16 protein-coding genes are annotated in these 21,157 nt (G+C 65.0%); 8 read left to right on the forward strand and 8 right to left on the reverse strand.

Going from position 1 to position 21,157, the window contains the following annotated elements:
* Positions 1-69: 69 nt before the first annotated feature.
* From GGR03_RS19160 to GGR03_RS19190, 7 genes are all read right to left on the reverse strand, one after another.
* Complete coding sequence (locus GGR03_RS19160) at positions 70-1,263, reverse strand: polysaccharide pyruvyl transferase family protein (protein ID WP_183210367.1); 1,194 nt, start codon at positions 1,261-1,263, stop codon at positions 70-72.
* Positions 1,260-2,417, reverse strand: a complete 1,158-nt coding sequence (locus GGR03_RS24815) for a glycosyltransferase family 4 protein (protein ID WP_210292216.1) — start codon at positions 2,415-2,417, stop codon at positions 1,260-1,262. Before GGR03_RS24815 ends, GGR03_RS19160 begins: the two co-directional genes overlap by 4 nt.
* Before the next feature lie 146 nt (positions 2,418-2,563).
* The gene (locus GGR03_RS19170) at positions 2,564-3,643 is read right to left on the reverse strand and encodes a glycosyltransferase family 2 protein (RefSeq protein ID WP_183210368.1); all 1,080 of its coding nucleotides are present in this window, start codon (positions 3,641-3,643) and stop codon (positions 2,564-2,566) included.
* The gene (locus GGR03_RS19175) at positions 3,640-4,650 is read right to left on the reverse strand and encodes a polysaccharide pyruvyl transferase family protein (protein WP_183210369.1); all 1,011 of its coding nucleotides are present in this window, start codon (positions 4,648-4,650) and stop codon (positions 3,640-3,642) included. The genes GGR03_RS19170 and GGR03_RS19175 overlap by 4 nt, the downstream gene beginning before the upstream one ends.
* Complete coding sequence (locus tag GGR03_RS19180; protein WP_183210370.1) at positions 4,647-6,143, reverse strand: lipopolysaccharide biosynthesis protein; 1,497 nt, start codon at positions 6,141-6,143, stop codon at positions 4,647-4,649. The genes GGR03_RS19175 and GGR03_RS19180 overlap by 4 nt, the downstream gene beginning before the upstream one ends.
* A complete protein-coding gene (locus tag GGR03_RS19185; RefSeq protein WP_183210371.1) occupies positions 6,143-7,576 on the reverse strand; it encodes a hypothetical protein in 1,434 nt (477 codons plus the stop codon). Before GGR03_RS19185 ends, GGR03_RS19180 begins: the two co-directional genes overlap by 1 nt.
* Before the next feature lie 48 nt (positions 7,577-7,624).
* Complete coding sequence (locus GGR03_RS19190) at positions 7,625-9,997, reverse strand: GumC family protein (RefSeq protein ID WP_183210372.1); 2,373 nt, start codon at positions 9,995-9,997, stop codon at positions 7,625-7,627.
* 237 nt (positions 9,998-10,234) lie between these two features.
* Here GGR03_RS19190 and GGR03_RS19195 point away from each other — a divergent pair, with 237 nt between their 5' ends.
* Both GGR03_RS19195 and GGR03_RS24820 read left to right on the forward strand, forming a co-directional pair.
* Entirely contained in the window at positions 10,235-11,437 is a 1,203-nt protein-coding gene (locus tag GGR03_RS19195; protein ID WP_183210373.1) for a glycosyltransferase family 4 protein, read from the forward strand.
* Between the two features lie 382 nt (positions 11,438-11,819).
* Positions 11,820-13,445 carry a GMC oxidoreductase gene (locus GGR03_RS24820; RefSeq protein WP_210292217.1) on the forward strand — a complete coding sequence of 542 codons (1,626 nt, stop codon included), beginning with the start codon at positions 11,820-11,822 and terminating at the stop codon, positions 13,443-13,445.
* Positions 13,446-13,548: 103 nt separating this feature from the next.
* On the opposite strand, the gene GGR03_RS19205 is transcribed toward GGR03_RS24820, so the two are convergent.
* Positions 13,549-14,199, reverse strand: a complete 651-nt coding sequence (locus GGR03_RS19205; RefSeq protein WP_183210375.1) for a TetR/AcrR family transcriptional regulator — start codon at positions 14,197-14,199, stop codon at positions 13,549-13,551.
* 145 nt (positions 14,200-14,344) lie between these two features.
* Here GGR03_RS19205 and GGR03_RS19210 point away from each other — a divergent pair, with 145 nt between their 5' ends.
* From GGR03_RS19210 to GGR03_RS19235, 6 genes are all read left to right on the forward strand, one after another.
* Entirely contained in the window at positions 14,345-15,208 is an 864-nt protein-coding gene (locus GGR03_RS19210) for an FAD binding domain-containing protein (RefSeq protein WP_183210376.1), read from the forward strand.
* Complete coding sequence (locus GGR03_RS19215) at positions 15,205-15,723, forward strand: (2Fe-2S)-binding protein (RefSeq protein WP_183210377.1); 519 nt, start codon at positions 15,205-15,207, stop codon at positions 15,721-15,723. The genes GGR03_RS19210 and GGR03_RS19215 overlap by 4 nt, the downstream gene beginning before the upstream one ends.
* Positions 15,720-18,098, forward strand: coding sequence for a molybdopterin cofactor-binding domain-containing protein (locus GGR03_RS19220; protein ID WP_183210378.1), 2,379 nt, complete (start codon positions 15,720-15,722; stop codon positions 18,096-18,098). Before GGR03_RS19215 ends, GGR03_RS19220 begins: the two co-directional genes overlap by 4 nt.
* A gap of 29 nt (positions 18,099-18,127) precedes the next feature.
* Positions 18,128-19,192, forward strand: coding sequence for a C4-dicarboxylate TRAP transporter substrate-binding protein (locus GGR03_RS19225; RefSeq protein WP_246368243.1), 1,065 nt, complete (start codon positions 18,128-18,130; stop codon positions 19,190-19,192).
* 63 nt (positions 19,193-19,255) lie between these two features.
* The gene (locus GGR03_RS19230) at positions 19,256-19,831 is read left to right on the forward strand and encodes a TRAP transporter small permease subunit (RefSeq protein WP_183210379.1); all 576 of its coding nucleotides are present in this window, start codon (positions 19,256-19,258) and stop codon (positions 19,829-19,831) included.
* On the forward strand, positions 19,828-21,150 hold the full coding sequence (locus tag GGR03_RS19235; protein WP_183210380.1) for a TRAP transporter large permease: 1,323 nt from the start codon (positions 19,828-19,830) through the stop codon (positions 21,148-21,150). Before GGR03_RS19230 ends, GGR03_RS19235 begins: the two co-directional genes overlap by 4 nt.
* Positions 21,151-21,157 lie beyond the last annotated feature (7 nt).

Below are 21,157 nucleotides of genomic sequence, written 5' to 3' on the forward strand. Positions count from 1 at the left end.
CCCGTCACCGGGGCCATGAACGGCGCCCCGGGCCGGCGAGGCCTCGCCCTGCAATTGTCGGTGCGCCAATCAGCGCTTCAATGCCTCGAGCAGCAGGCTCACCGGCTGGAACGCCTCGGCGATCACACGTTCCCTCGCGTCGGCTGCCTCTGCCGTTTCGGGCATGTTCTGCCGGCGCGCGAATTCGATCACCTGGTCCTCGGTGCCGGCCTCGGCGACGGCCATCTGCTCCGATGCGCCGACCGACGCCATGAACGCATCCACCTTGGGATCCCAGCGAAGCGCGAAGCTTGGAACGCCGAAGGAATAGGCCGCGATGAGGGCATGCATCCGATGGGCGACGAGGCAGTCGAAGCTCGAGATCAGGCGCGCGAGCTCCGTCGGCGTCGTCGGTCGCCTGCGGCTGTAGGATTCTCCCGCTGCTGCAGCCAGCCTGCCGTCGATGGCGTTCAGGAAACTCTCATCCTCGGGGCTTCCATTGGTAAAGGCGACGATCTTCTGCCCGCTCCCGGCGATGCCGCGGCAGATCGCGAGATACCATTCGGCGAGAGCGTCGTCGCCGGCGTCGTATGACGAATGGTAGCGAACCGCGATGGCGCTGGTCACCCCGAGGCCGACCGTGCCTCCCGTTCTTTCGACTGGGGAGACATATCGGCTGACCAGCAATCCGGGATCGCGCGCCAGTTCCGCCTGCATCCCGGCCTTTTGCGCAAAGAGCGTGTTGAAGCGCTCTCGCGACGGCTCGTCGCGAACGGTGACGTGGCGGATCGATGCGCCGGAAAGTGCCTTTCCGACCATGCGGATCCCCGTCTCGGACCAGTCCCCGGAGACGCCGACGCCATAGATGGCGACCGGAAGCTTGCGTGCGGCTGCCAGCGACAGTGCCTGCGCCAGCTTTGACGGGAAGTTCAGGTCGATGTCGGAGAAGAGGTTGCCTCCGCCCAGCACCACGGCGTCGGCGCTGTCGAGATGCCGCTCGTAATGCGGCCGCCACCGGCGGTGCATCAGGGCCGCCATCGGCAGCCTCAGGGCGGTTCTTCGCACTGCCGGGGGCAGCCCGGTCAGGAACCGAAGCAGCGCGCCTCGCGAGGCCCCGCCCGGCCCGTACGAGCTGCGGGCGGCGAGGTCGACGGAGTAGGTTCCGGACGGGCTGCATCCGAGTTCCCACAACGCGTTTTCCAGCGATTCCGACAGGAGCCCGTCGCCGAGATTGGGGCTATACTTGACGTTGAAGAGGCGGATGCGCATTGCGTCGTGGGTCACGAAGCGACTTTCATCGTAGACGGATGACGCGGGTAAGCTGCCGCAGTCCTTGTGGCATAAAGCGCCAGCAACTGGTCGCGCCACTGCGCCGGGGTGGTTGCGATATCTCCGGGTCTTGCGAACGCCGCCTCGCTCATTGCCTTGATCCGCTCCCTCGGCAATTCGGCAACGTTCTTCAATGCGTCAGCCAGAGCTCCCCCTCGAGCGGGGTCGAACGCAATGCCTAGACCTGCGTCGGCGATATCCTTTGCCAAAAGCGCATTTCCGGAAAGAATGACAGGAAGCCCGCTTGTGGAGGCTTCCATGGCAACGAGCCCGAAAGGCTCGCGATAGAGCGACGGCATCACCAGGGCGCGGGCGTCGGCGAGGGCACGCCCGATCGCTCGTCGGTCGAGCCAACCGGCGACGTCGATCTCCGGGTAACGGCTCTGGATCTCGGGACGGGCAGGACCGTCGCCGATCATCTTGAGCGGAACTCCGGCTGTACGTGCGGCCTTGGCAAGATCGAAAACGCCCTTCTCAGCCTCGATCCGTCCGACGAAGTAGAAGATCTCGTGATCCTCGGCCGTAATGCGCTCCTCGCTGAACGGGCGGACGGGATTGCGGATGGTGACGAGGCGCTTCTCGTCGTAACCGGCGCGTGTGAAGAACGGGCGCATGCCCTGGTGGATCATCACCACCGGCGTCTCTTCGTAACCCGAGGCGCAGGCCAAGGAGAGCGCCTCGTGGCGGGCCGCCCGCCAGAGTTTCTGCGCGTAGGAGCGTTTGTCGCAATTCGTCGTCAGACAGCTCGCCCCAAGCGGCACACGCTCGCAGGGTTCGCCGCGTCGGTAGTCCTGGTATGCGCCGTTGGGACAGGCGAGGAAAAAGTCGTGCGCATGAACAACGGTTCGCGCGGCGACTGGCCGAAGCGCCGAGAAGATCGCCGGGGACAGGACCTTCGACCAGCCGTGAAGGTGATAGATGGTCGACGGCGTGTCGTGGCCGGCGATCCAACGCGCGAGCTTGCCGCTTATCGCCGGGTTGTAGATGCCGCGCCCGAAAGCGCTCAGCCGCCCGCCTGACGCGATGTGGTGGCCGCCCAGAACGACGATATCTGCGCCTGCCTCCTCGATCTCGTCATTCGTCTGGTCGCCGCCGACGATGAAGGTCACGGGTATGTCGATCTCTCTGAACATCCGGATCGACTCCAGGGCAAGCGCGGTCGCGCCTCCCTGAGCCGCGGCAACGTCATTGATCACGACGATCCGGTCGAGGGTTGGCCGAACGGACGAGCCCGGCGCCTCGAACGCTGCCGCGCTCACTTGGCCAGCTTCATCGGTTTGCGCCGGCCCAGAAGCCGGACAGGCTCGTAGCGCAGGGTGCGCAGCAACTTCCGGCCCAAGGAGAGGGTAATCCGACGGTTGAGCTTGCGGTCCATCGGGCGGCGGTAGCAGCGCGGGTCGAGCAAACCGTTCAGTACGCGCCGCTGGAAGGCGGCGGCGTCGGGGTCGCGTGCGCCCATCAGCCTGCGCCACAGCCGGAAATCGATATACCGACGGATCGTGTCCTGCGGGCACAGAGCGCCGAGCCTGGAGGCATACTCATCGAGGCCGAGCGGCTCTTCGGCATCCCCCGGGTCTTCCATCCTCGACCTGCGGGCGTAGGCCGACAGTTCCGCAAGGACGGCGCTGGTCTCCTGGCACTCGAGATTCTTCATCGACAGACTGCCGGGATGCACCCGGTAGTAGAGGACGAGTTTGCCGGGATTGTAGAACCTGCCGTGCTCAGCCAGCCGCAGATAGAGGTCGTAATCCTCCGCGTGGGGAAAATTCGACCGGTACCCGCCGACAGTGTCCATTGCTCGCTTGAGGAAGGTGCCGGCACTGTGCTGGACGTTGGCGACGACAGGTGGAAACACGTCGAGCCGGGTGCGGCTGACGCGGCTCGGCGAGCCGGGTGCCGACATGCCCTGGCCCTCTCCATCGATCAGCTGGATCAAGCCGCCGACCGCGACGGCGTCAGAATGCTTGTCGAAGACCTCCATCTGGATCTCGAAGCGCTCGGGCGTGGCTATGTCGTCGCAGTCCATACGGGCGACGTATTGGCCCCGGCAGTGCTCAAGACCGAGATTGAGGGCAGATACGATGCCGCCGTTCGGCTTTTCGATGATGCGAATGCGGGAATCGGTGGCGGCATAGCGCTTCAGGATGGCGTTGCTCGAATCGGAGCTTCCGTCATCCACGGCAACCAGCTCGAAGTCCCCGAACGACTGACCGAGGACAGAGTCGAGCGCCAATTCCAGATAGCGTTCGCCGTTATAGACAGGGATCAGACAGGAGATCGTGGGCGCAGCAGCCACTTCGGCTTCCTGGCCCGCCGGGGAGAGTGTCTTCTTCATGCTGCCTCGCTCCGCTGCAGCTTGTGCCGGAGTTCGTCGACGTCGCCGAAGAAGACGGCGTCGGTCTCGCCCCTGAGCCAGGTGTCGTAGAAGGCGCGGATCTTGCCATCCAGGGAATCGAATATGTAACGCGGTCGTCCGAGGAGCGTCGCCAGGATCGCGCCGTGCAAGCGATCGGTCACCACCGTCCGCCCGCGCCCCAAGAGGTGGACGCCGAATTTCAGCCGGGAGTTGGCGTAGGCTTCGAAGATCGGCAGTCCATGGGTGGCGAGCCACTCGGGCGGCATGCCCATCCTCACGAGAAGCCGCGTCGCGCCATGGATCTTCTCGAGGCCGGGACGGTTCTCCAACCAATCGGCGATCGCGTAGGTCGCTCCGCTGTTCGACAGCGCATCTTCGATCTCCGCACTCTTGTCCGCCAGGATCTCCTTGTCGGTCCTCAAGAGGCACGCAAAGTCCATTTCGGGCTCGGGCGCCGCAAGGCGGCCCAGCGCGAATGCCATGTCCGGACAGAGTTCGCTCCTGCACGGGAAATGCCGGCGGGCAAAGTCGAGGCCCTTTGCGTCGCGAGCGAGGATGGTCAGGTTCTGCGCGACTCCCAGCACCCTCTGCGTCTCCGTCAGCGATCCGTCGCCGGCGAAGTGAAAGCTCTGGGGAAAATGGATGATCGGCTTGTCCCGGAAGCGGGCGATCAATTTCAGCCGGAAATCGTGGTGCCCCGGCCAGATATCGCCGAAATTTCCGCCGCCGGTGAGAAACAGGCAGTCGGCTTCCTCGATCGCAGGGGCGACGCTATCCGCATAGGTCCGGCGGCTGGCGATGACGATCTTAGCGCGGGGGAAGGCGCGCCGCAGGAAGGCCAGCTGACCGAGCAGGATGAGCGGATCGCCGACATTGGGATAGTCCGGTGCGTCGAGAACCGCGATGCGCTCCGGAGCGGAGACAGGCACCAGCGGAGGAATGGTCGCGTCGATGCGATCGCGCAGCTCGTCGGGTAGGTTGCTCATTTTCCCTGTCCTTCGACCACCGCACGATGGCGCATCAGGCTCGTGGCCATATCGATGAGCTTCTTCTCGGCGCTCTGCGGTGGTCTGGTGAGCGCCCATAGAGACAGGTGAACGACGACGTAGACGAGGGCGCCGAAAGCGCACGAAGCGACGAGGATCGGCAGCCGATCGAGGTCGACACGCTCCATGATGCCGAAGCTCCGACCGGTGATCACGAGGACGCAGGCCATCACGACGGCACTCACGAAGCTTCGCCACGGGAGAAGAAGCTGCCGCGTCACCGAGACGCCAAGGAGCTGCTTCATCAACATGAGATTGAGGATGACGATGAAGAGGCCGCTTCCAACCCTCGCCCAGATCACGCCGGGCAGGCCGGCGACCAGCATGCCGACCACGATCAGGGGCAGTCTGACCATCAGGGAAACCGTGTCCCGCAGGAAGATCGACCGGGTGCGGCCCAGGGACATGGCGATCGACTGGGCCGGGGCAGTCAGCATCTGCAAGGCAAGCACCGGCGCCAGGACCTGGACCACGAAGGCGCTCGGCGTCCAGGCCGGACCGATCGCGAGATGTATGATCGGATAGGCAAATACCGACACGGCGACCGAGATCGGCAGCGCGAGGGCGATCACGATGCACTGGCTGGTTATGTAGGCCTCGCGCAGGCGCGTGACGTCATGTGCCAGTTTGGCAAAGCCCGCGTAGAGCGCTTGCATGATCGGCATGATGGGCGCGTTCGTCGGAACGCTCGCGAGTTCGCTGCCGACCGTGTACTGGCCGAGCGTCGTCGCGCCGAGCTCGCCGCCGATGAAGAGCCGGTCGGCCTGCCAATTGAGGGTGTTCACGGCATTGCTCATCGTGAGCCAGCCGGAAAACCCCAGGATCGGCTTCCAGTTCTGGAGGCCGAAACGCGGCCGGTAGGGAGCAAGGCGGTAGGAGATGATCGACGAGATTGCCGGCGTGGCGATCATGCCGGCCACGAGAGCCCAGTAGCTGCGGGTGACATAAGCGACCGCGACCGAGGCAAGGAAGGCCGCGACCTTTCCGGCAGCCTCCAGATAGAACTGTGGCCTGAAGTCCAGCTGGCGTTGCAGATGAGCCATCCGCGGGCTCACCAGCCCCTTCAGTATCGGCACCGCGCTGAGCGCGAGAAGGATCGCCTGCAGGCGCGGATCGTCGTAGAGCTCCGCGAAGGGTAACGACATCGCCGCCAGCGCCGCGGCGACCAGGATGCCCCGGAGAACATTGAGGGTGAAGGCCGCGTCGTAGACCGCCGGGTCGGGGTCCTTCATCTGGATGATGGCATTCGACAGCGAAAGGTCGGTCACCGCGTTCAGAACGAGAAGCACGCTGGCGGCCAAGGCAAACAAGCCGAACTCCGCCGGAAGTAGCAACCGCGCGACGATCAGCATCGCGACAAGATCGAGCGTTCGTGTCGCCAGCCGGGATGCGACCAGCCACACCGCGCCGGCGGCTATCTTGCGCGACAGCATCAGGCACTCTCGGGGGAGACTGCGATGCGGCGTTGCCGCATCCTGGATGAATGATAGAGGCCGGTCACTCCTATCGCGGTGAGCATGCCGTACCGAAACGCACCAAAGGCCCCGAAGTCCGACGTGGTTCCGATCAGCAAGCCCACGAGGAAGGTCGGCACGAAGGCGTAGCGTAGCGCGACGATGAGGACCTGGCCGCGCTTGTCATCCGGTGGCGCGCTGCGCAGCAGGGACTGGATGATGAAGCCGAAATAGAAGATGCCGCCGATGACGCCGACGTTGCTTATCGCTGCGACAGCCGAGTTCGATGCCCGCGTCCCACCGATGCCGACGCCCAGCCCCCAGGTTTCGACGAGCGCATTGAGGGAGACATAGGTCCACATGTTGCGCTCCTCGAACGAGGAGGTTTCCGTCTTCTGGAAGACCATGCGGTCGACCATCATCGAAACGTTCTCGAGGATCGCCGGATGGAGCAGCATGATGAAAGCGACCGCCACGACCGCCAGCGCCGCAGCCGCGAACTCGGCCTTAAGGTAGCGTTTGCGCAGCAGATTATAGCGGCTGTCGAGGAACCGCATGATCCACTCCAGGGCCGCCATGGCGAAGAAGGCGGCGAGGCCGAGATAGGTCGCCGAGGACGTGGATAGCCAAGCGAACGCGATCAGCAATGCACAGAGGACGGGTGCATAGAACGCACGTACGCGGTCGTGGTCGATGGCTCTGCGCATGAAATACAGGAGGCAAAGCAGCGAGAGGCAAAGACTGCCGAAGGACGAAGCCTCGGGCATGAGACCGACTACCCGTTTTCCTGTGGTCAATTCGACATCCACCAGAAGGGCGTAGGTTGCGGTCCGAAACGGATCCAGAAGCGGCGCGACTGGCAGGTATTGGGAGGCGAAATCGAGCATTCCCGTGGCAACTGTCAGCGCCGATGCCCATGTCAGCGCAAGCAGAACGGTCTGCTGCATCCTGGCGTTTTTCAGAATCTGAGAAAACATAATCACGGTTGCAAATGAAATCAGCAGATATGCCATCTGCGAGATGTTCTGTGTGGTCGGAAACAGCGGGGCCGCCGTCGATACATCTCCGCGAACGGGAATCACCATCACGCGGTTGGCGAAGATGCGGGGCATGAAGACGGTCGAAACGAGAGCGGTGACGATGAACCCCGTCAGAAGCCCGAGCCGTCGGACGTCCAGGGCGGAAGAGATCGCCCGCATCAGGATCGTCGGGTCGAGGAACGTGCGTCCGACCATCAGCATCGCCGTCATCGGCGTGGGCACGAAGGTCAGCCCCCCGGTAAGGGCTGGTGGTACGACGGCGAAAGACCCGAAGGGAAGGCTGAGGAAGAACAGATAGACCAGCACCGGGCGCCTCGAGAACAGGCCCCAGAGCGCGATGATCCAGTAAATGGCTATCGGGATGAAGGTCATGGATCAGCCACCCGGCGGCCGGCGTAGCCGCTGATCAAGAAGCGTCGGCTAAAGAGCCCGGTCACGAAGCCGCCTCGCACCTTCGCGGTCGTAAAGCTTCAGACGCCGCGGGTTCGCGACGACGACGACCGCCCCGGCGAGCCGGTTGCGCAGGTTCGAATTCGCCTCCAGCAGCGCCCGCAAATGATCGGTCCGGGTGCCACCCCATTCGAGGACGCCGACAAAGGCGTCGAAGCTTGCAGCAAGCGCCGATGCCTCCGAAATCGGCTCCGCCGGCGGCAGGTCGACGAGCACGGTGTCATAGCGATCGCGCACCGCGGCAAGCCGGTCCAGGGAAAGCAGGTCGGTCAGGAGCGATCCTCCCGGTTCATCCTGGGTCGCCTGGAAATCCAGATGCTCGGCAAGCGGCGCCGTTCTGCGGGTCGGCTGATCCTGTTGCGCGTCGAACGCAGCTTCCGGCGGAAACGCTGCCCGGGCGAGGTCCGTAAGGGCATGGCCCGCGGAATCGCCGTCGATGAGCAGCACGCGGCGGCCTCTCGCAGCCTCGTGGCGCGCGAGCAGCAAGGTTATCGCGCTGCGGGCGGCCGACGGCTCCAGCGAAACGATGCCGACCACCTTGCAGCTGTCGCGGCGCCGCATGCGGACCGCGATCATGGTTTTCGCAAGGACCGGCTCCAGCGCGCCGTCCATTCCGACCGTGCCATGGGCGGGTATCTTTCGGCCCTTGGCAGACGGGTCCAGCCCTAGCGACCCCCTGGCGACATAGCCGAGGAAAGGAACACCGAGACGCTCGACGGCGGCACCGCTGCGAAACGAGTTGTCCATGAGTTCGCGCGCAACGCCGGCGCCGGCGCCGAATGCCGCGCCCAGAAAGACCGCGAGCGCGAGGACGATCTTGTTCCTTGGAAAGACGGGAAGGTTTGCCTTCTGGGCGTTGGAGATCTGTCTGCCCGTGGTCATGCTGAGGGTCTGCTGCTGGACCGCTTCCTGATACCGCGTGAGATAGTCCAGATAGAGCGCGTTGTACGAGGTCGCGCGCTGCTCCAGATTGCGCAGTTGCACGAGCGTGGAATTATCTGCCTGGAATTGGCTGGTCGTCGACGCAACCGAGTTGGTGATGGCGTCCACCTCGGACCTGGCGACGCGAACGTCGCCCGCCAGGCCGTCGCGAAGCCGGGCAGCCTCACCGAGTATCTGGTTCGCGAGCCGATCCACCTCGGCCCTGATCGCTCTGGCCTGATCGTTCTCGGCGCCCCAGCGTGCGCTCACTTCCCGATAACGCTCGTTCGCTCCGAGATAGTCGTTGCGCAGCGACAGTATCGGCGCATCCGGCGTGATGCCGGACATGCTGGTGATCTGACTGAGAATGGAGTCGATGTTCCTCGTGTCGACCGCGTTGGAAAAGACCGTCTCTCGGGCCGTCGCCCGCGTCAGGTTCGACCGCGCTTCGCTGAGCCGGTCGTTCAGTTGCTGCAGTTGCTGGTCGGAAAGGAGGCGCCCGTCGGTCGCGACCAGGTTGTTCTGCTTCCGAAACGTCTCCACCTCGGCATTGGCCTCCAGCGACTGGTTTCGCAGACGGACAATGCGGTTCTCGAGCCAGGTCGCGGCGTTTCTCGCGCTTTCGTAACGCGCCCCGAGCTGGTCATCCAGATAGGCTTGGCCGTATGCCGACGCCATCGCTTCCGCCAGTGCCGGATCGGGGTCGGTGACGTCGATCTCGATCACCATGCTCTTCTCGACCCGGAAGACGGAGAGCGCCCTGTTCAGGGCATGGACCACCGCGGGATCCACCGGGTCCGTCGTCTCCGCAGGCGGGGCGGTCGTGAGGCGCGTGTCCTTCTCGGAGGCCGGCTGAGACGAGAGGCGCTCGGTCTCCGGGTTGTAGGTCAGACCCAGGGAGCGGGCGACCCGGCCGGCAACCACCTCCGAGCCGATCACCGCCATCTGCGTCGCGACGAAATCCTCCGCCGTGGTGGCCGACTGCGGAGTGGGCGAACTCTGGCTGCTGGCAAGCAGCTGGTTCTGGTTCACATCCAGCAGGATCTTCACCGACGACAGGTAGAGCGGCTGAACGAAATAAAGGAACAGCAGAGCCAGCAACGCCGCGAGCCCGGCTCCCATCGCCGCCAGCTTGAACTGCCGACGCACCACGCCCCCGATGCGACGCAGATCTGCCGCCGGCTCGTAGACGTCGGGTTCGACATTGGCAGGACGGCGTGGCGAAATCGGACTAATTTCCACCGAGGGGCCTCCGTTCCGAGCGTAACCGACATCCAAAACGGACAATAACCGGCAACTTGTAACGACTTGATGGCGGGTTAGACTTAAGAGGTTAAACTTGTAGCGTGCGCGCCTGCAGCCCCTCTTCAACTGGGCATCAGCAATATGATGTGAGCGAGATGCCGAGATATGCTCGATCATCACTCCATCGGGAGAACGCACTCGGGCCCATGAACATGGCGGACCTGAGGCCACTTTTCTTTTTGCTGCGACGCAGTATAAATCGTTTCGCATCGCACGCAAGTGGCTTGCTGGGACGGGACGCCTGATCTCGCTGCCATCGGATGCTGAAGGGATGGACGCATACCGTCTCATGCGGCAAAGCGTGCAGTCCCGAACCCGTCTTCACCAAGACGGCCCGAAGACGGAGCGACGTCGATGTACGCCACTAATCCGCAGAAAACGGAAAAGGTCGCGATCGTCCATTACTGGCTCGTGACGATGCGGGGCGGCGAGAAAGTGGTCGAAGAGCTATGCCGGATGTATCCGCAAGCGGATATATTTACCCTCGTCTGCGATTACGAGAAGATATCGGCCGTACTTTCCCGACACGATATCCGCACCTCGTTTCTGCAGCGGATCCCGGGAGCGAGGAAACACTACACGAAATTTCTTCCGCTGATGCCATTTGCACTGGAAAGCCTCGACCTGCAAGCGTACGACCTCGTGATCTCGAGCGAGTCGGGCCCCGCCAAGGGCGTCGTTACTCGGCCGGACGCGCTTCATGTCTGCTATTGCCACTCGCCTATGCGGTATGTCTGGGATCATTACCATCTCTATCGCAGGAACATGGGCGTCATCGGGCGTTTTGTTCTTGCTGCGACGGCGCCATTCATTCGCGCCTGGGACGTGACGACTGCGGCTCGGGTTGACGCCTTTGCCGCCAATTCGCAACACGTGGCAAATCGCATCTGGCGCTTCTATCGGCGGCGGGCCACCGTGATTCATCCACCCGTGGCCGTGGACGATTTCCAGTCGAACGGCGCAAGGGGCGAGTTCTATCTCTGCGCGGGCCAACTGGTGCCCTACAAGCGCGTGGACCTGGCTGTTCGGGCTTTCAACCGGTCGAAGAAGCGTCTGGTCGTGATCGGTGAAGGACAGCAGTTGGCGGAGTTGAGGAAGATCGCGGGGCCGAACATCGAGCTTCTCGGCTACCAGCCGTTTCCGGTCCTGAAGGATCACCTGGCGCGCTGCCGGGCGCTCGTGTTCCCGGGGGAGGAAGACTTCGGCATCCTCCCTGTGGAAGCGATGGCTGCCGGACGCCCTGTGATCGCCTTCGACGCTGGCGGCGCGCGCGAGACGGTCTGCTCCGACGCAGTCGGGATCCGCTTTGCCGAGCAGACGGAGGACAGCCTGAACGATGCGGTCGAGCGCTTCGAGATGCGGGAGGATCAGTTCGATCCGCAGGAAATCGTCCGTCATGCGCGGCAGTTCTCCGCCGCCGTCTTCAGGAGCCGGATGGAAGCCTTCATCGCCGAAAGCCGAGCCGCCTTCGAGGCTTCGCAGGGACGCCCGCCCGGGGCGGTTGCCGGCTCCCGGATGGACCTTCAACGTCACTTGCCCGACAGCGCAAGGACATGATGCCGGCGCCGCACGTCGCAGCGGTTGCGTGAGCTGGAGAAGCGATGCGCGCCCCGATGCCGGCGCACCGCCGGGAGATATCGAGCTAAGTTTGTAACCATTGTTTTCGCCACAGCTCCCGGATTGCCTTGGACCGATGACCACCGTCGCCAGGTTCACGCCGTGGCAGCCGCGCCTGCTCGCCTACTGGGCATGCCGACGTTCGAGGGCCGGGAAGTGCAAGCTGACGATGGGATCCGGGCGATCGGCCCCGCGCGCACGGACCGCGCGCCGCCAGTTCGATCGCGCGACACCGCAGATAAACGTCGAAGTCTCGACCAAGGGTCACGTGAATGAAGGTCGCATCGCTGCTCCGGACCAGACGCCGTCGAGATCTCGCCGCGTGAGCATCCTTCATCAGCCGCCAGGCGACGGCTCCGTCTTCGATGTGTGCGTGATCGGGTCCGGCCCGGCAGGTCTCGCGGTCGCACTGGCCTGCGAAGCGGGCAACCTGTCGACGCTGATCCTCGAATCCGGCGGGATGAAGCAGCGGGGCGTCGCCTCGTCGTTGCCACCGATCCGCGTCCTCAACCGGTCGGTCCATGCCGCCCTCGACATCGCGACCCGCGAGGGCTTCGGCGGGACGTCGCGGGCCTGGGGCGGCCTCTGTGTTCCCCTCGACCCGATCGACTTCGAAGCGCGCGATTGGGTTCCCCACTCGGGCTGGCCGATCACCTACCCCGAACTCGCGCGCTGGTACCCGGAAGCGGCTGGCTTTCTCGATTCCGGTCGCAAGGACCTGCTGGCGGATGGCGGGGAGAGCTCCTTGGCCGACGAGGAGACCGTCACGCAGAATGGCTACTATGCCCGGAAAGCGTCTCTGGCACAGGTCTACGGGGCCCGGGTCAGGCACTCGAAGCATCTGGTTCTGTGCCTGCACTCGACCGTCACCGGCATGGACTGCGACGCCACGGGCGAGCGCATCTCGTCCCTGACAGTCCGGGGCCGGGATGGATCGGAGAAGCACGTCAGGGCGAGGCGCTACGTTCTCGCCTGTGGCGGCTTGCGGAGCACCGCTCTGCTCCTGCAACTGGGCCGCGACCGGTGCGCCTGCTTCCCCGCCGAGACCCCGCTCGGGCGCTACTACATGGGGCACCTCGCCGGCGAGATCGCGACTGTGGTGTTCCCCGATCCGATGCGTGCGGCCGAATATCTGTACAAATCCGACGAGCGAGGGTTCATCTTTCAGAAGCGCATCAAGCTGGCCGACAGCGTGCAGCGAACGTCGCGAATCCTGAATACGGACTTCATGCTGCGGTTGCCGCCTCTCGCCGACGGACGGCACGGAAGTCCGGCACTCTCGCTTCTTCAACTGCTCGCGCTCATCCCCGGTCTCGGCGGAATCGCGCAGTCCAACCGCCTGAGCAGGACGCTGGATGGTCGAGATCCGATATCGGCTTCGGCTCATCTACGGAATCTGGCCGTGAGTCCGTTGACCACCGCGAACGATCTCGCAGCGCTGCTGAGGCATGTCCCCACAAGGAACCTGCCGCTCCTCAGCTTCAATCGCAGCGGCAGATACTCGTTGAGATACCATGCGGAACAGATCCCGAACCCCGACAGCCGCGTCTCGCTGAGGGACGCCGCAGACGAGACGTCCTTTCCAGGGCTGGAAGTGGATTTCCGGTACTCGGACGACGACGCCCTGTCCGTCATCCGGTCGCATGAGTTGTTGGACCAGGCGTTGAGGCGCGATCGTCTCGGCTATCTCGAATACCGGCACCCGCCGGACCAGCGCTTTTCGGCGGTCCTCGCCCAGGCCTCGGACGGCTACCATCAGGTCGGCACGACCCGAATGGGATCAAGCCCGCGGCTGGGCGTCGTCGATCGTGATTGCCGCGTTTACGGCATGGACAATCTTTACCTCGCGTCCAGCAGCGTCTTTCCCACCACGGGGAGCGCCAATCCGACATTCCCGACGGTCGCGTTGGCGCTGCGCCTTGCCGATCATCTTGCATCGATCCACTGAGGCAGGCCGAACCTTGCTGATGGAGCTGGTCGTCAGGACGCAAGGGTTGGACGAGCTTCGCCGTCGGTTAAAGGAGGCGCCTGAGCGTTCATCGGCTCCGGCGTTACGGCCGTTCTGATAGCGGGGTCGAGTGGTTCCGGTAGCTGTCGGCGAAGCGCTTGGCCATTCGATCGACCAGCGGGCCTAGATCGTCAGGCATCGGCAAACGGTAGATGAACTTCCGGATGGCCAGATAGATGATCCCGCCATGCAGACCCCAGACATCCTCCATCTGCGGCGCGGCCGCGGAGAATTCGTGGCGCGCCTCCTCGAGAAGCGGCTTCAGGTACACGGTCTCGACCTCGCTGAGATAGCGCCGGTTGAGATCGGCGCCCGCCAGACCCGAGAACATGAAGATGCGCATCCACTCATAGGTGAAGATCGCCCGGGTATAATCCCTGTAGAAGTTCCGCAGGCGTGTCTCGAAGGGCGTCGAGCGATCGAGCAGCGCGTCGTGCCACGCGGGGTCGAGCCGGTCGATGTAGACGCTCTGGAAGACTGCCTCCAGAAGCGATTCCTTGCTGCCGAAATATCGGTAGAGCAGAGGCTGGGTGACGCCGAGGTGGCGTGAGAGGTCACGCGTCGTGCCTTCGAGGCCGACTTCCGAGAAGAACGTGACCGCCCCTTCCACGATCATGCGTCTGCGCTCATCCGGCGATAGGCGGCGCCGCGCCTTCGCGATGGTCGTCTGTCCGGGCAAGGTGCTCTGATCCATTCCTTCCTCGTAGTCCCCCCGGGATGCAAGAAGAAGCCCCGAATATTGCGACCCCTTGCGCAGGGTGCCATTTAATGATCGTATGATCATTAACGCGGCGAAATTGCCGTCTGCCGGTTGAGGAGCCGGCTAGGGAGGGGGACCGATGAAAGCTGCGTCGCTCGGTTATGCGCGCGCCACGTCGCTCGACGAGGTTTTCGCGCTCTGGCGCGAGGCCGGCGGGGACGCAAGGCTCATTGCCGGCGGGCAAAGCCTGGTCGCTTCCCTCAATCTGCGACTGGCCGATGTCCCCGCGCTCATCGACATCAACCATGTCGAGGCGCTCTCCGGGGTGACGGACTGCGGCGACGTGGTGCGCATCGGGGCGCTGACGCGGCACCGCGATCTCCTGGTTTCGCCGCTGCTTGCCGAACATGCGCCGCTGCTGCCGCAGGCCGCGCGACAGATCGCCCATCCCGCGATCCGTACCCGTGGCTCGGTCGGCGGTTCGCTCGCCTATGCCGATCCCGCCGCCGAACTGCCGGCCTGCATGGTCGCTTTGGACGCGACGCTCGTCCTGCTCGGCGACGACGGGGCGGAACGGCGTGTCGGAGCGGAGGATTTCTTCCTGGGCCTCTTCGAGACCGCGCTCCGCCCGTTCGAGATGATCGTCGCCGTCGAGGTGCCGAAGCGCCCGTCCGGCGGGCGCCAGCGCCTGATCGAACTGTCACGTCGCTCCGGCGACTATGCACTGGTGGGCGTGGCGGCCTGTGCCGCCGATGCCGCCCTGGCGCGCACGCGCATCGTGTTCTTCGGCGTCGGGGAAAAGGCGGTCCTTGCCGCCGGTGCGTGCCGCGCGGCGAGCGAGGGCGCCGACGAGGCTGCACTTCACGGTGCCCTCATGGAGGACATCGACCCCATGAGCGACATGAACGGGACGGCCGAGTTCAAGCGGCATCTTGCGGGTGTGCTTCTGCGGCGCGTCCTGGCCGATCTGCGATCGGACGAATGGCGGGGAACAGCGCAATGAGTGTGTCAGCCAGCTTTCAGCAGCACGTGTCGGTCCGGCTCACCGTCAACGGCGAGACCGTGCATCGCGATGTCGAGGCACGTCGGCATCTGGTGGACTTCCTGCGCCTCGATCTCGGCCTCACCGGCAGCCATGCCGGCTGTGAGCAAGGGGTCTGCGGCGCCTGCACGCTGCGCGTCAATGGCGACATCGTGCGTGGCTGCCTGATGCTGGTCGCTCAGCTCGACGGGGCTGAGGTCTGGACCGTCGAGGGCCTGTCGGAAACCGGCGAGATCCGTGACCTGCAGGACGAGTTCATCCGCCGCAATGCCCTGCAATGCGGCTTCTGCACGCCGGGCATGCTGCTCACGGCTGCGGAGCTCCTCGACCGGCCCGATGAGCTCGGTCGCGAGGAGATCCGCGAGCACCTGTCGGGCAATTACTGCCGCTGCACCGGCTATGAAGCCATCGTCGACGCGGTCGCATCGACGATGGCGGCGCGCCGCGAGTCCGCCGATCTGGAGGCTTCGCGGTGAGCCTGCGATTCGACGATCCCGACCGGCCCAACAGCTATATCGGCCGCTCCGTGCCGAGGCCCAATGCGGCGCGCCTGGTCGAAGGCCAGGGGCGCTATGTCGACGACATCAGCCTGCCGCGCATGGTGCATGTCGCCTTCCTGCGCTCGCCCCACGCCCATGCTCGCATCCTCGCCATCGACGCGGCAGAGGCCCAGCGGCTGCCAGGCGTCCTGCGCGTCTTCACCGGCGCTGACCTCGCCGGGGTCTGCACGCCCTGGGTCGGCGTTCTCCAGCACCTCAAGGGTCTGAAGTCGCCGCCGCAACATCCGATCGCGGTCGGCAAGGCATCGTGGGCGGGGGAGCCGGTAGCTGCGGTAGTGGCGGAAAGCCGAGCCCTTGCCGAGGATGCGCTGGCGCTGATCGATGTCGACTTCGAGCCGCTGCCTGTCGTCGCCGACATGATGAGCGCGCTCGACGGGGCCACGCCGCTGGTCCATCCCGAGCTCGGCGACAATCTCGCCTTTCGCCGGCTCCACGAGGAGGGGGACGTCGAAGCCGCCTTCGCCGCGGGTCCGCATGTCGTGGAAGCCGAGTTCGTGACGGGCCGCCACACCGGCGTATGCCTGGAGCCGCGGACGATCCTGGCCGACTACCGTGGCGCCGAGAACCAGCTCGTGGTGCATCTTTCGGGCCAGGCACCGCACATGATCCAGTCGGTTCTCGCCGAACATCTCGATATGCCAGAGTCCCACGTTCGGGTGATCTGCAACGATGTGGGCGGCTCCTTCGGCATCAAGGTCCACGTCTATCCGGACGAGGTGGCCACCGTCGCCATCGCCAAGGTGATGAAGCGGCCGGTGAAGTTCGTCGCCGACCGGCTGGAGTCCTTCGCCTCGGACATCCACGCTCGCGACCACGTCATCCGCGCCCGCATGGCTTTCGACGGGGAGGGCAGGATCCTCGGCCTCGACGTCGACGACTGGACCGCGATCGGCCCCTACTCGGTCTATCCGCGGACCAGCGCCGTCGAGGGCAACCAGGTCGTCAATCTCTGCGGTGGCCCCTACGTCCTGCCGGTCTATCGGGCGCGAACCTCGGTGGTCTTCCAGAACAAGGTGCCGACCAGCCAGTACCGTGCCGTCGGCCACCCGATCGCCTGCGCTGTCACCGAGGGGCTGGTCGACATGGCGGCCGCGCGCCTTGGCCTCGACCCGGTGGAGATGCGTCGGCGCAACCTCATTCCGGACGACGCCTATCCCTACGTGTCGGCCGCGAAGATGAAGTTCGAGGCGCTTTCGCACCATGCCTCGCTCGACAAGCTCGTGAAGCTCATGGACTACGACGCGCTGCGCACCGAACAGCGCGCGCTTCGTGATCGCGGCATCCACCGCGGCATCGGCATCGCGAGCTTCATCGAACTCACCAATCCGAGCCCCTTCATGTACGGCATCGGCGGCGCGCGCATCTCGGCGCAGGACGGCTGCACCATCCGCATGGATCCCGACGGATCGGTCGTCGCCCTGACCGGCGTGACCGAGCAGGGGCAGGGCACGGAGGCGGTGATCGCACAGGTCGTGGCCGAGAGCATCGGCGTCTCGATGGAGCGGGTGAAGGTGGTCACCGGCGATACGCAGGTCACGCCCTATGGCGGCGGCACCTGGGCCTCGCGCGGCGCCGGGATCGGTGGCGAGGCGGCACTGCAGGCTGGTCTCGCGCTGCGGGCCAGCATCCTCCAGATCGCCGGCGTGCTGCTCCAGGCCGATCCGCAGGGCCTGGCGATCGTCGCCGATCAGGTCGTGGATGCCGGCACCGGCAACGAGCGCATGCCGCTCGCCGAGCTCGGGCGCATCGTCTATTTCCGCGGGGACACCTTGCCGCGCGATCTGCCGCGCGAGCTGGTGGCCACCCGCCACTATCTCACCAGCGAGCACCCGTTCGCCTTCACCAACGGCGTTCAGGCGAGCTATGTCGAGGTCGACGTCGAGACCGGCTTCGTGAAGCTTCTGAAGCATTGGTGCGTCGAGGATTGCGGGCGCATCATCAATCCGATGCTGGTCGACGAGCAGATCCGCGGCGGCATCGTGCAGGGTCTCGGCGGGGCGCTCTACGAGGAATGCCTCTACGACGGCGAGGGTCAGCTGCTGAACGCCAACATGGCGGATTACCTGGTGCCCATGGCGCCGGAGATGCCAGACATGGTCATCGGCCATGTCGAGACGCCGACGCGGGAATCCGTTCTCGGCGCCAAGGGGGCGGGCGAGGCCGGCACGGCCGGGGCTCCCGGCGCCGTGATGAACGCCATCAACGACGCGCTCGCGCCCTTCGGCGCCCGTGTGACCGACATGCCCTTCACGCCCGAAAAGATCCTGAGGGCGCTCGGTGTCGTCAAGTGAATGAACCAGTGTCCGGGAGGAACATCACGATGATCATGAGAACAGGCCTGCTGGCAGGCGCAGGCATGCTGGCAATGTTGCTGCCGGGGGGCGCGGTGGCGCAGGAGAGCGTCACGATCAACATCGCGTCGAGCCACCCCACCACCAACATCTGGGTCTGGGCGATGAAGAATGTCTTCCAGCCCGAGGTCGACCGCCTGCTCGAGGAGCGCGGCAACAACTACGTGGTGGACTGGCGCGAAGCCTATGGGGGAACGCTGTACAAGTTCACCGACACGCGCGCCGCGGTGCGCGACGGGATCACCGACATCGGCATGGTCGGCACGGTTTGGGAGGGTGCCGCGATGCCGCTCCAGAACGTCACCTATTTCACGCCTTTCGCGACCACCGACCACGAGCTCCTGATCGACATATTCGACCGCCTTACGGAGGAGTTGCCGGAACTGAAGGCCGGCTGGGAGGACCAGAACATGGTCTACCTCTCGTCGCTGATCACCGACAGCTACGACATCTATGCCAACTTCAAGATCACCTCGCTCGAGGACCTCGCCAACAAGCGGATCAACGCTCCGGGGACTTCGGCAAACTGGCTGCAGGGCACGGGCGCGACGCCGGTCGACGGTGCTCTGACCACCTATTACACCGACATCCAGACCGGCGTCTCGCAGGGCACGCTCTCCTTCGCGTCCGGCATATTACCCGCCCGGGTCTATGAAGTGGCTCCGGAACTGACACGGGTCGGCGTCGGCTCAATGTATTTCGGGGGCGTCGCCGCCAATGCCGACTTCTTCGAAGGTTTGCCGGAGGAGGTGCAGGAAGTCATCAAGGAGGCGGGTCGGACGACCTCGATCCGCCACGGCGAATACGTCACGGAGCAGTCGGCCAAGGCCATTTCCGAGATGGAGGCTGCCGGACTCACCGTCACCGAGCTCCCCGATGAGGAGAAGCGTCGCTGGGTGGAAGGCCTGCCCAATGTCGTGCAGCCCTGGCTCGATGCCAACGGCGAGGCGGCAGCGACCGTGCTGAAGGCCTATTTCGCGGCTCTTCGTGAAAATGGTGTCGAGCCGCTGCGCGCCTGGGACGAAGGCCTTTAGGCGTCCTGCAACTTGTCCCGGCTGGGCCAGCAGGCCCGGCCAGATTCCATCGTAGGAGGGCGCATGGCATCCCACGTCCAGGATCCGACCCAGCCCGGAGGCGATCTCGCCCCGGCGGGGCCGCCCGTCCTCGGCCGCATCGCCTCATGGCTCGCGGCGGCCGGCACGCTCTGGATCTTCGCGCTGATGGCGCTGATCGTCGCCGACGTACTGGGCCGCAACTTCTTCGACAGTCCCATCACCGGCGTTGCGGAAATCGCCGCGCGTTCGGTGGTGGCGATCGTCTTCCTGCAGATCGCGGCGGCCGTGCTGGCCGGTCGTATGACGCAGGCGGACTTCCTGGTGATCTTCCTGGGTTCCTATAGTCCCGGCCTCGTCCGGGTGCTGGAGACGCTGTTCGCGCTCGTCGGTGCGGTCGTCTTCGCGGCCATCGTATGGGCGTCATGGCCGGACACGGCCGACGCCTGGCGGACGGGCGAGTTCTTCGGCGTGCAGGGCCTCTTCACCATCCCGACGCTGCCGTTCCGCGTCATCAATGTCGTGGGGGCGTCGCTCGCCTGCGTTGCTTATCTCGTGGTGGCGCTGCAGGTCGCGCGGTCGCCAGGATCACGCCACCTGCCGCCCAAGGGCACCTCATGACCGAAATGACCGTCGGCTTCCTTCTGATCGGCGCGCTGGTCGCGCTGGTGCTGCTCGGCATGCATATCGCCGTCGCGCTGTTCTCGGTGGCGATCGCCGGTGTCTGGCTCCTGCGCGACAATTTCGACCTCGCGATGCGCCTCCTGTCGATCTCCGTCTATAACGGCATCGCGGACTATCTCTTCGCGACCATCCCGCTCTTCGTGCTGATGGGCCTGATCGTTTCGATATCCAATATCGGGCGGGACACGTTCCAGGTTGCCGAAGCGCTGCTTCGCCGCCTGCGTGGCGGCCTGGGGATCGCCACGATCGCCGCCAACACGGTGTTCGCGGCGGTCACTGGCGTATCCATCGCCTCGGCGGCCGTGTTCACCAAGGTGGCCGTCCCCGAGATGACCCGCTACGGCTATCGCCCCGCCTTCGCCGCCGGCACGGTCGCCGGCTCATCCGTGCTCGGCATGCTGATCCCGCCGAGCCTGCTCCTCATCATCTACGGGGTGCTGGCGGAGCAGTCGATCGGCAACCTCTTCGTCGCCGGCATCATCCCCGGCATCCTGCTGGCGCTGGGCTTTGCCGGCATGATCGTTGCTCTGACCTTCATCGCGCCGCGCTTCGTCTTCGTGGACGGCGCGCCGCGCGTCGCCGGCGCGGAAGGCGAGGCCGACATGGGCGCGGCGGAGATGCTGCGCAAGCTCCTGCCGATCGTCGTTCTGGTGATGCTGGTCCTCGGCGGCCTCTACAGCGGCTTCTTCACGCCCACCGAAGCGGGCGGCGTGGGAGCTTTCGGCGCGCTCGTCATCGCGCTCTTCAAGCGGTCCCTCGACCGCAGGCGGATCTGGCGGGTTCTCAAGGACACCGGCATGGTCTCGGTAACGATCCTGATCCTGCTCATCGCCGCCAGCTTCTACAGCCGGATGCTGGCGATCGCCGGCATCCCCTCGGCGATCGGCGACCTGGTGTCGGCGTCGGGACTCGGGGCGTACGGATTTCTCGCCCTCTACGTCCTCGTCGTGCTTTTGATGGGCATGATCCTCGACTCCTCGTCGATCCTGCTCATCATGGTGCCGATCGCGGCACCCATCGCGCAGTCGCTGGGCTTCGACCTGATCCAGTTCGGCCTCGTGACGGTGCTTGCCGTCGAGATCGGCCTCCTGACGCCGCCATTCGGCATCTCTGTCTTCACGGTGCACTCGACGCTCGGCGATCGCGACGTGGGTCTTGAGTCCATTTTCGCGGGCGTTGCGCCCTTCATCGCCGTCATGGCGCTGGTGACGCTCCTCATTGCGCTCTTCCCTTCGTTGTCGACAGCGCTTCTGTAGGTGCACT

Origin of the sequence: Aurantimonas endophytica, from assembly GCF_014196845.1 — a bacterium.
Taxonomy (GTDB): domain Bacteria; phylum Pseudomonadota; class Alphaproteobacteria; order Rhizobiales; family Rhizobiaceae; genus Aurantimonas; species Aurantimonas endophytica.

Coding starts and splice junctions, on each gene's coding strand:
- GGR03_RS19230 (WP_183210379.1), top strand. CDS start 19,256: ATGGCATCCCACGTCCAGGATCCGACCCAGCCCGGAGGCGATCTCGCC.
- GGR03_RS19190 (WP_183210372.1), bottom strand. CDS start 9,997: ATGATCGAGCATATCTCGGCATCTCGCTCACATCATATTGCTGATGCC.
- GGR03_RS19225 (WP_246368243.1), top strand. CDS start 18,128: ATGATCATGAGAACAGGCCTGCTGGCAGGCGCAGGCATGCTGGCAATG.
- GGR03_RS19175 (WP_183210369.1), bottom strand. CDS start 4,650: ATGAGCAACCTACCCGACGAGCTGCGCGATCGCATCGACGCGACCATT.
- GGR03_RS19210 (WP_183210376.1), top strand. CDS start 14,345: ATGAAAGCTGCGTCGCTCGGTTATGCGCGCGCCACGTCGCTCGACGAG.
- GGR03_RS19170 (WP_183210368.1), bottom strand. CDS start 3,643: ATGAAGAAGACACTCTCCCCGGCGGGCCAGGAAGCCGAAGTGGCTGCT.
- GGR03_RS19235 (WP_183210380.1), top strand. CDS start 19,828: ATGACCGAAATGACCGTCGGCTTCCTTCTGATCGGCGCGCTGGTCGCG.
- GGR03_RS19195 (WP_183210373.1), top strand. CDS start 10,235: ATGTACGCCACTAATCCGCAGAAAACGGAAAAGGTCGCGATCGTCCAT.
- GGR03_RS19185 (WP_183210371.1), bottom strand. CDS start 7,576: ATGACCTTCATCCCGATAGCCATTTACTGGATCATCGCGCTCTGGGGC.
- GGR03_RS19215 (WP_183210377.1), top strand. CDS start 15,205: ATGAGTGTGTCAGCCAGCTTTCAGCAGCACGTGTCGGTCCGGCTCACC.
- GGR03_RS19180 (WP_183210370.1), bottom strand. CDS start 6,143: ATGCTGTCGCGCAAGATAGCCGCCGGCGCGGTGTGGCTGGTCGCATCC.
- GGR03_RS19205 (WP_183210375.1), bottom strand. CDS start 14,199: ATGGATCAGAGCACCTTGCCCGGACAGACGACCATCGCGAAGGCGCGG.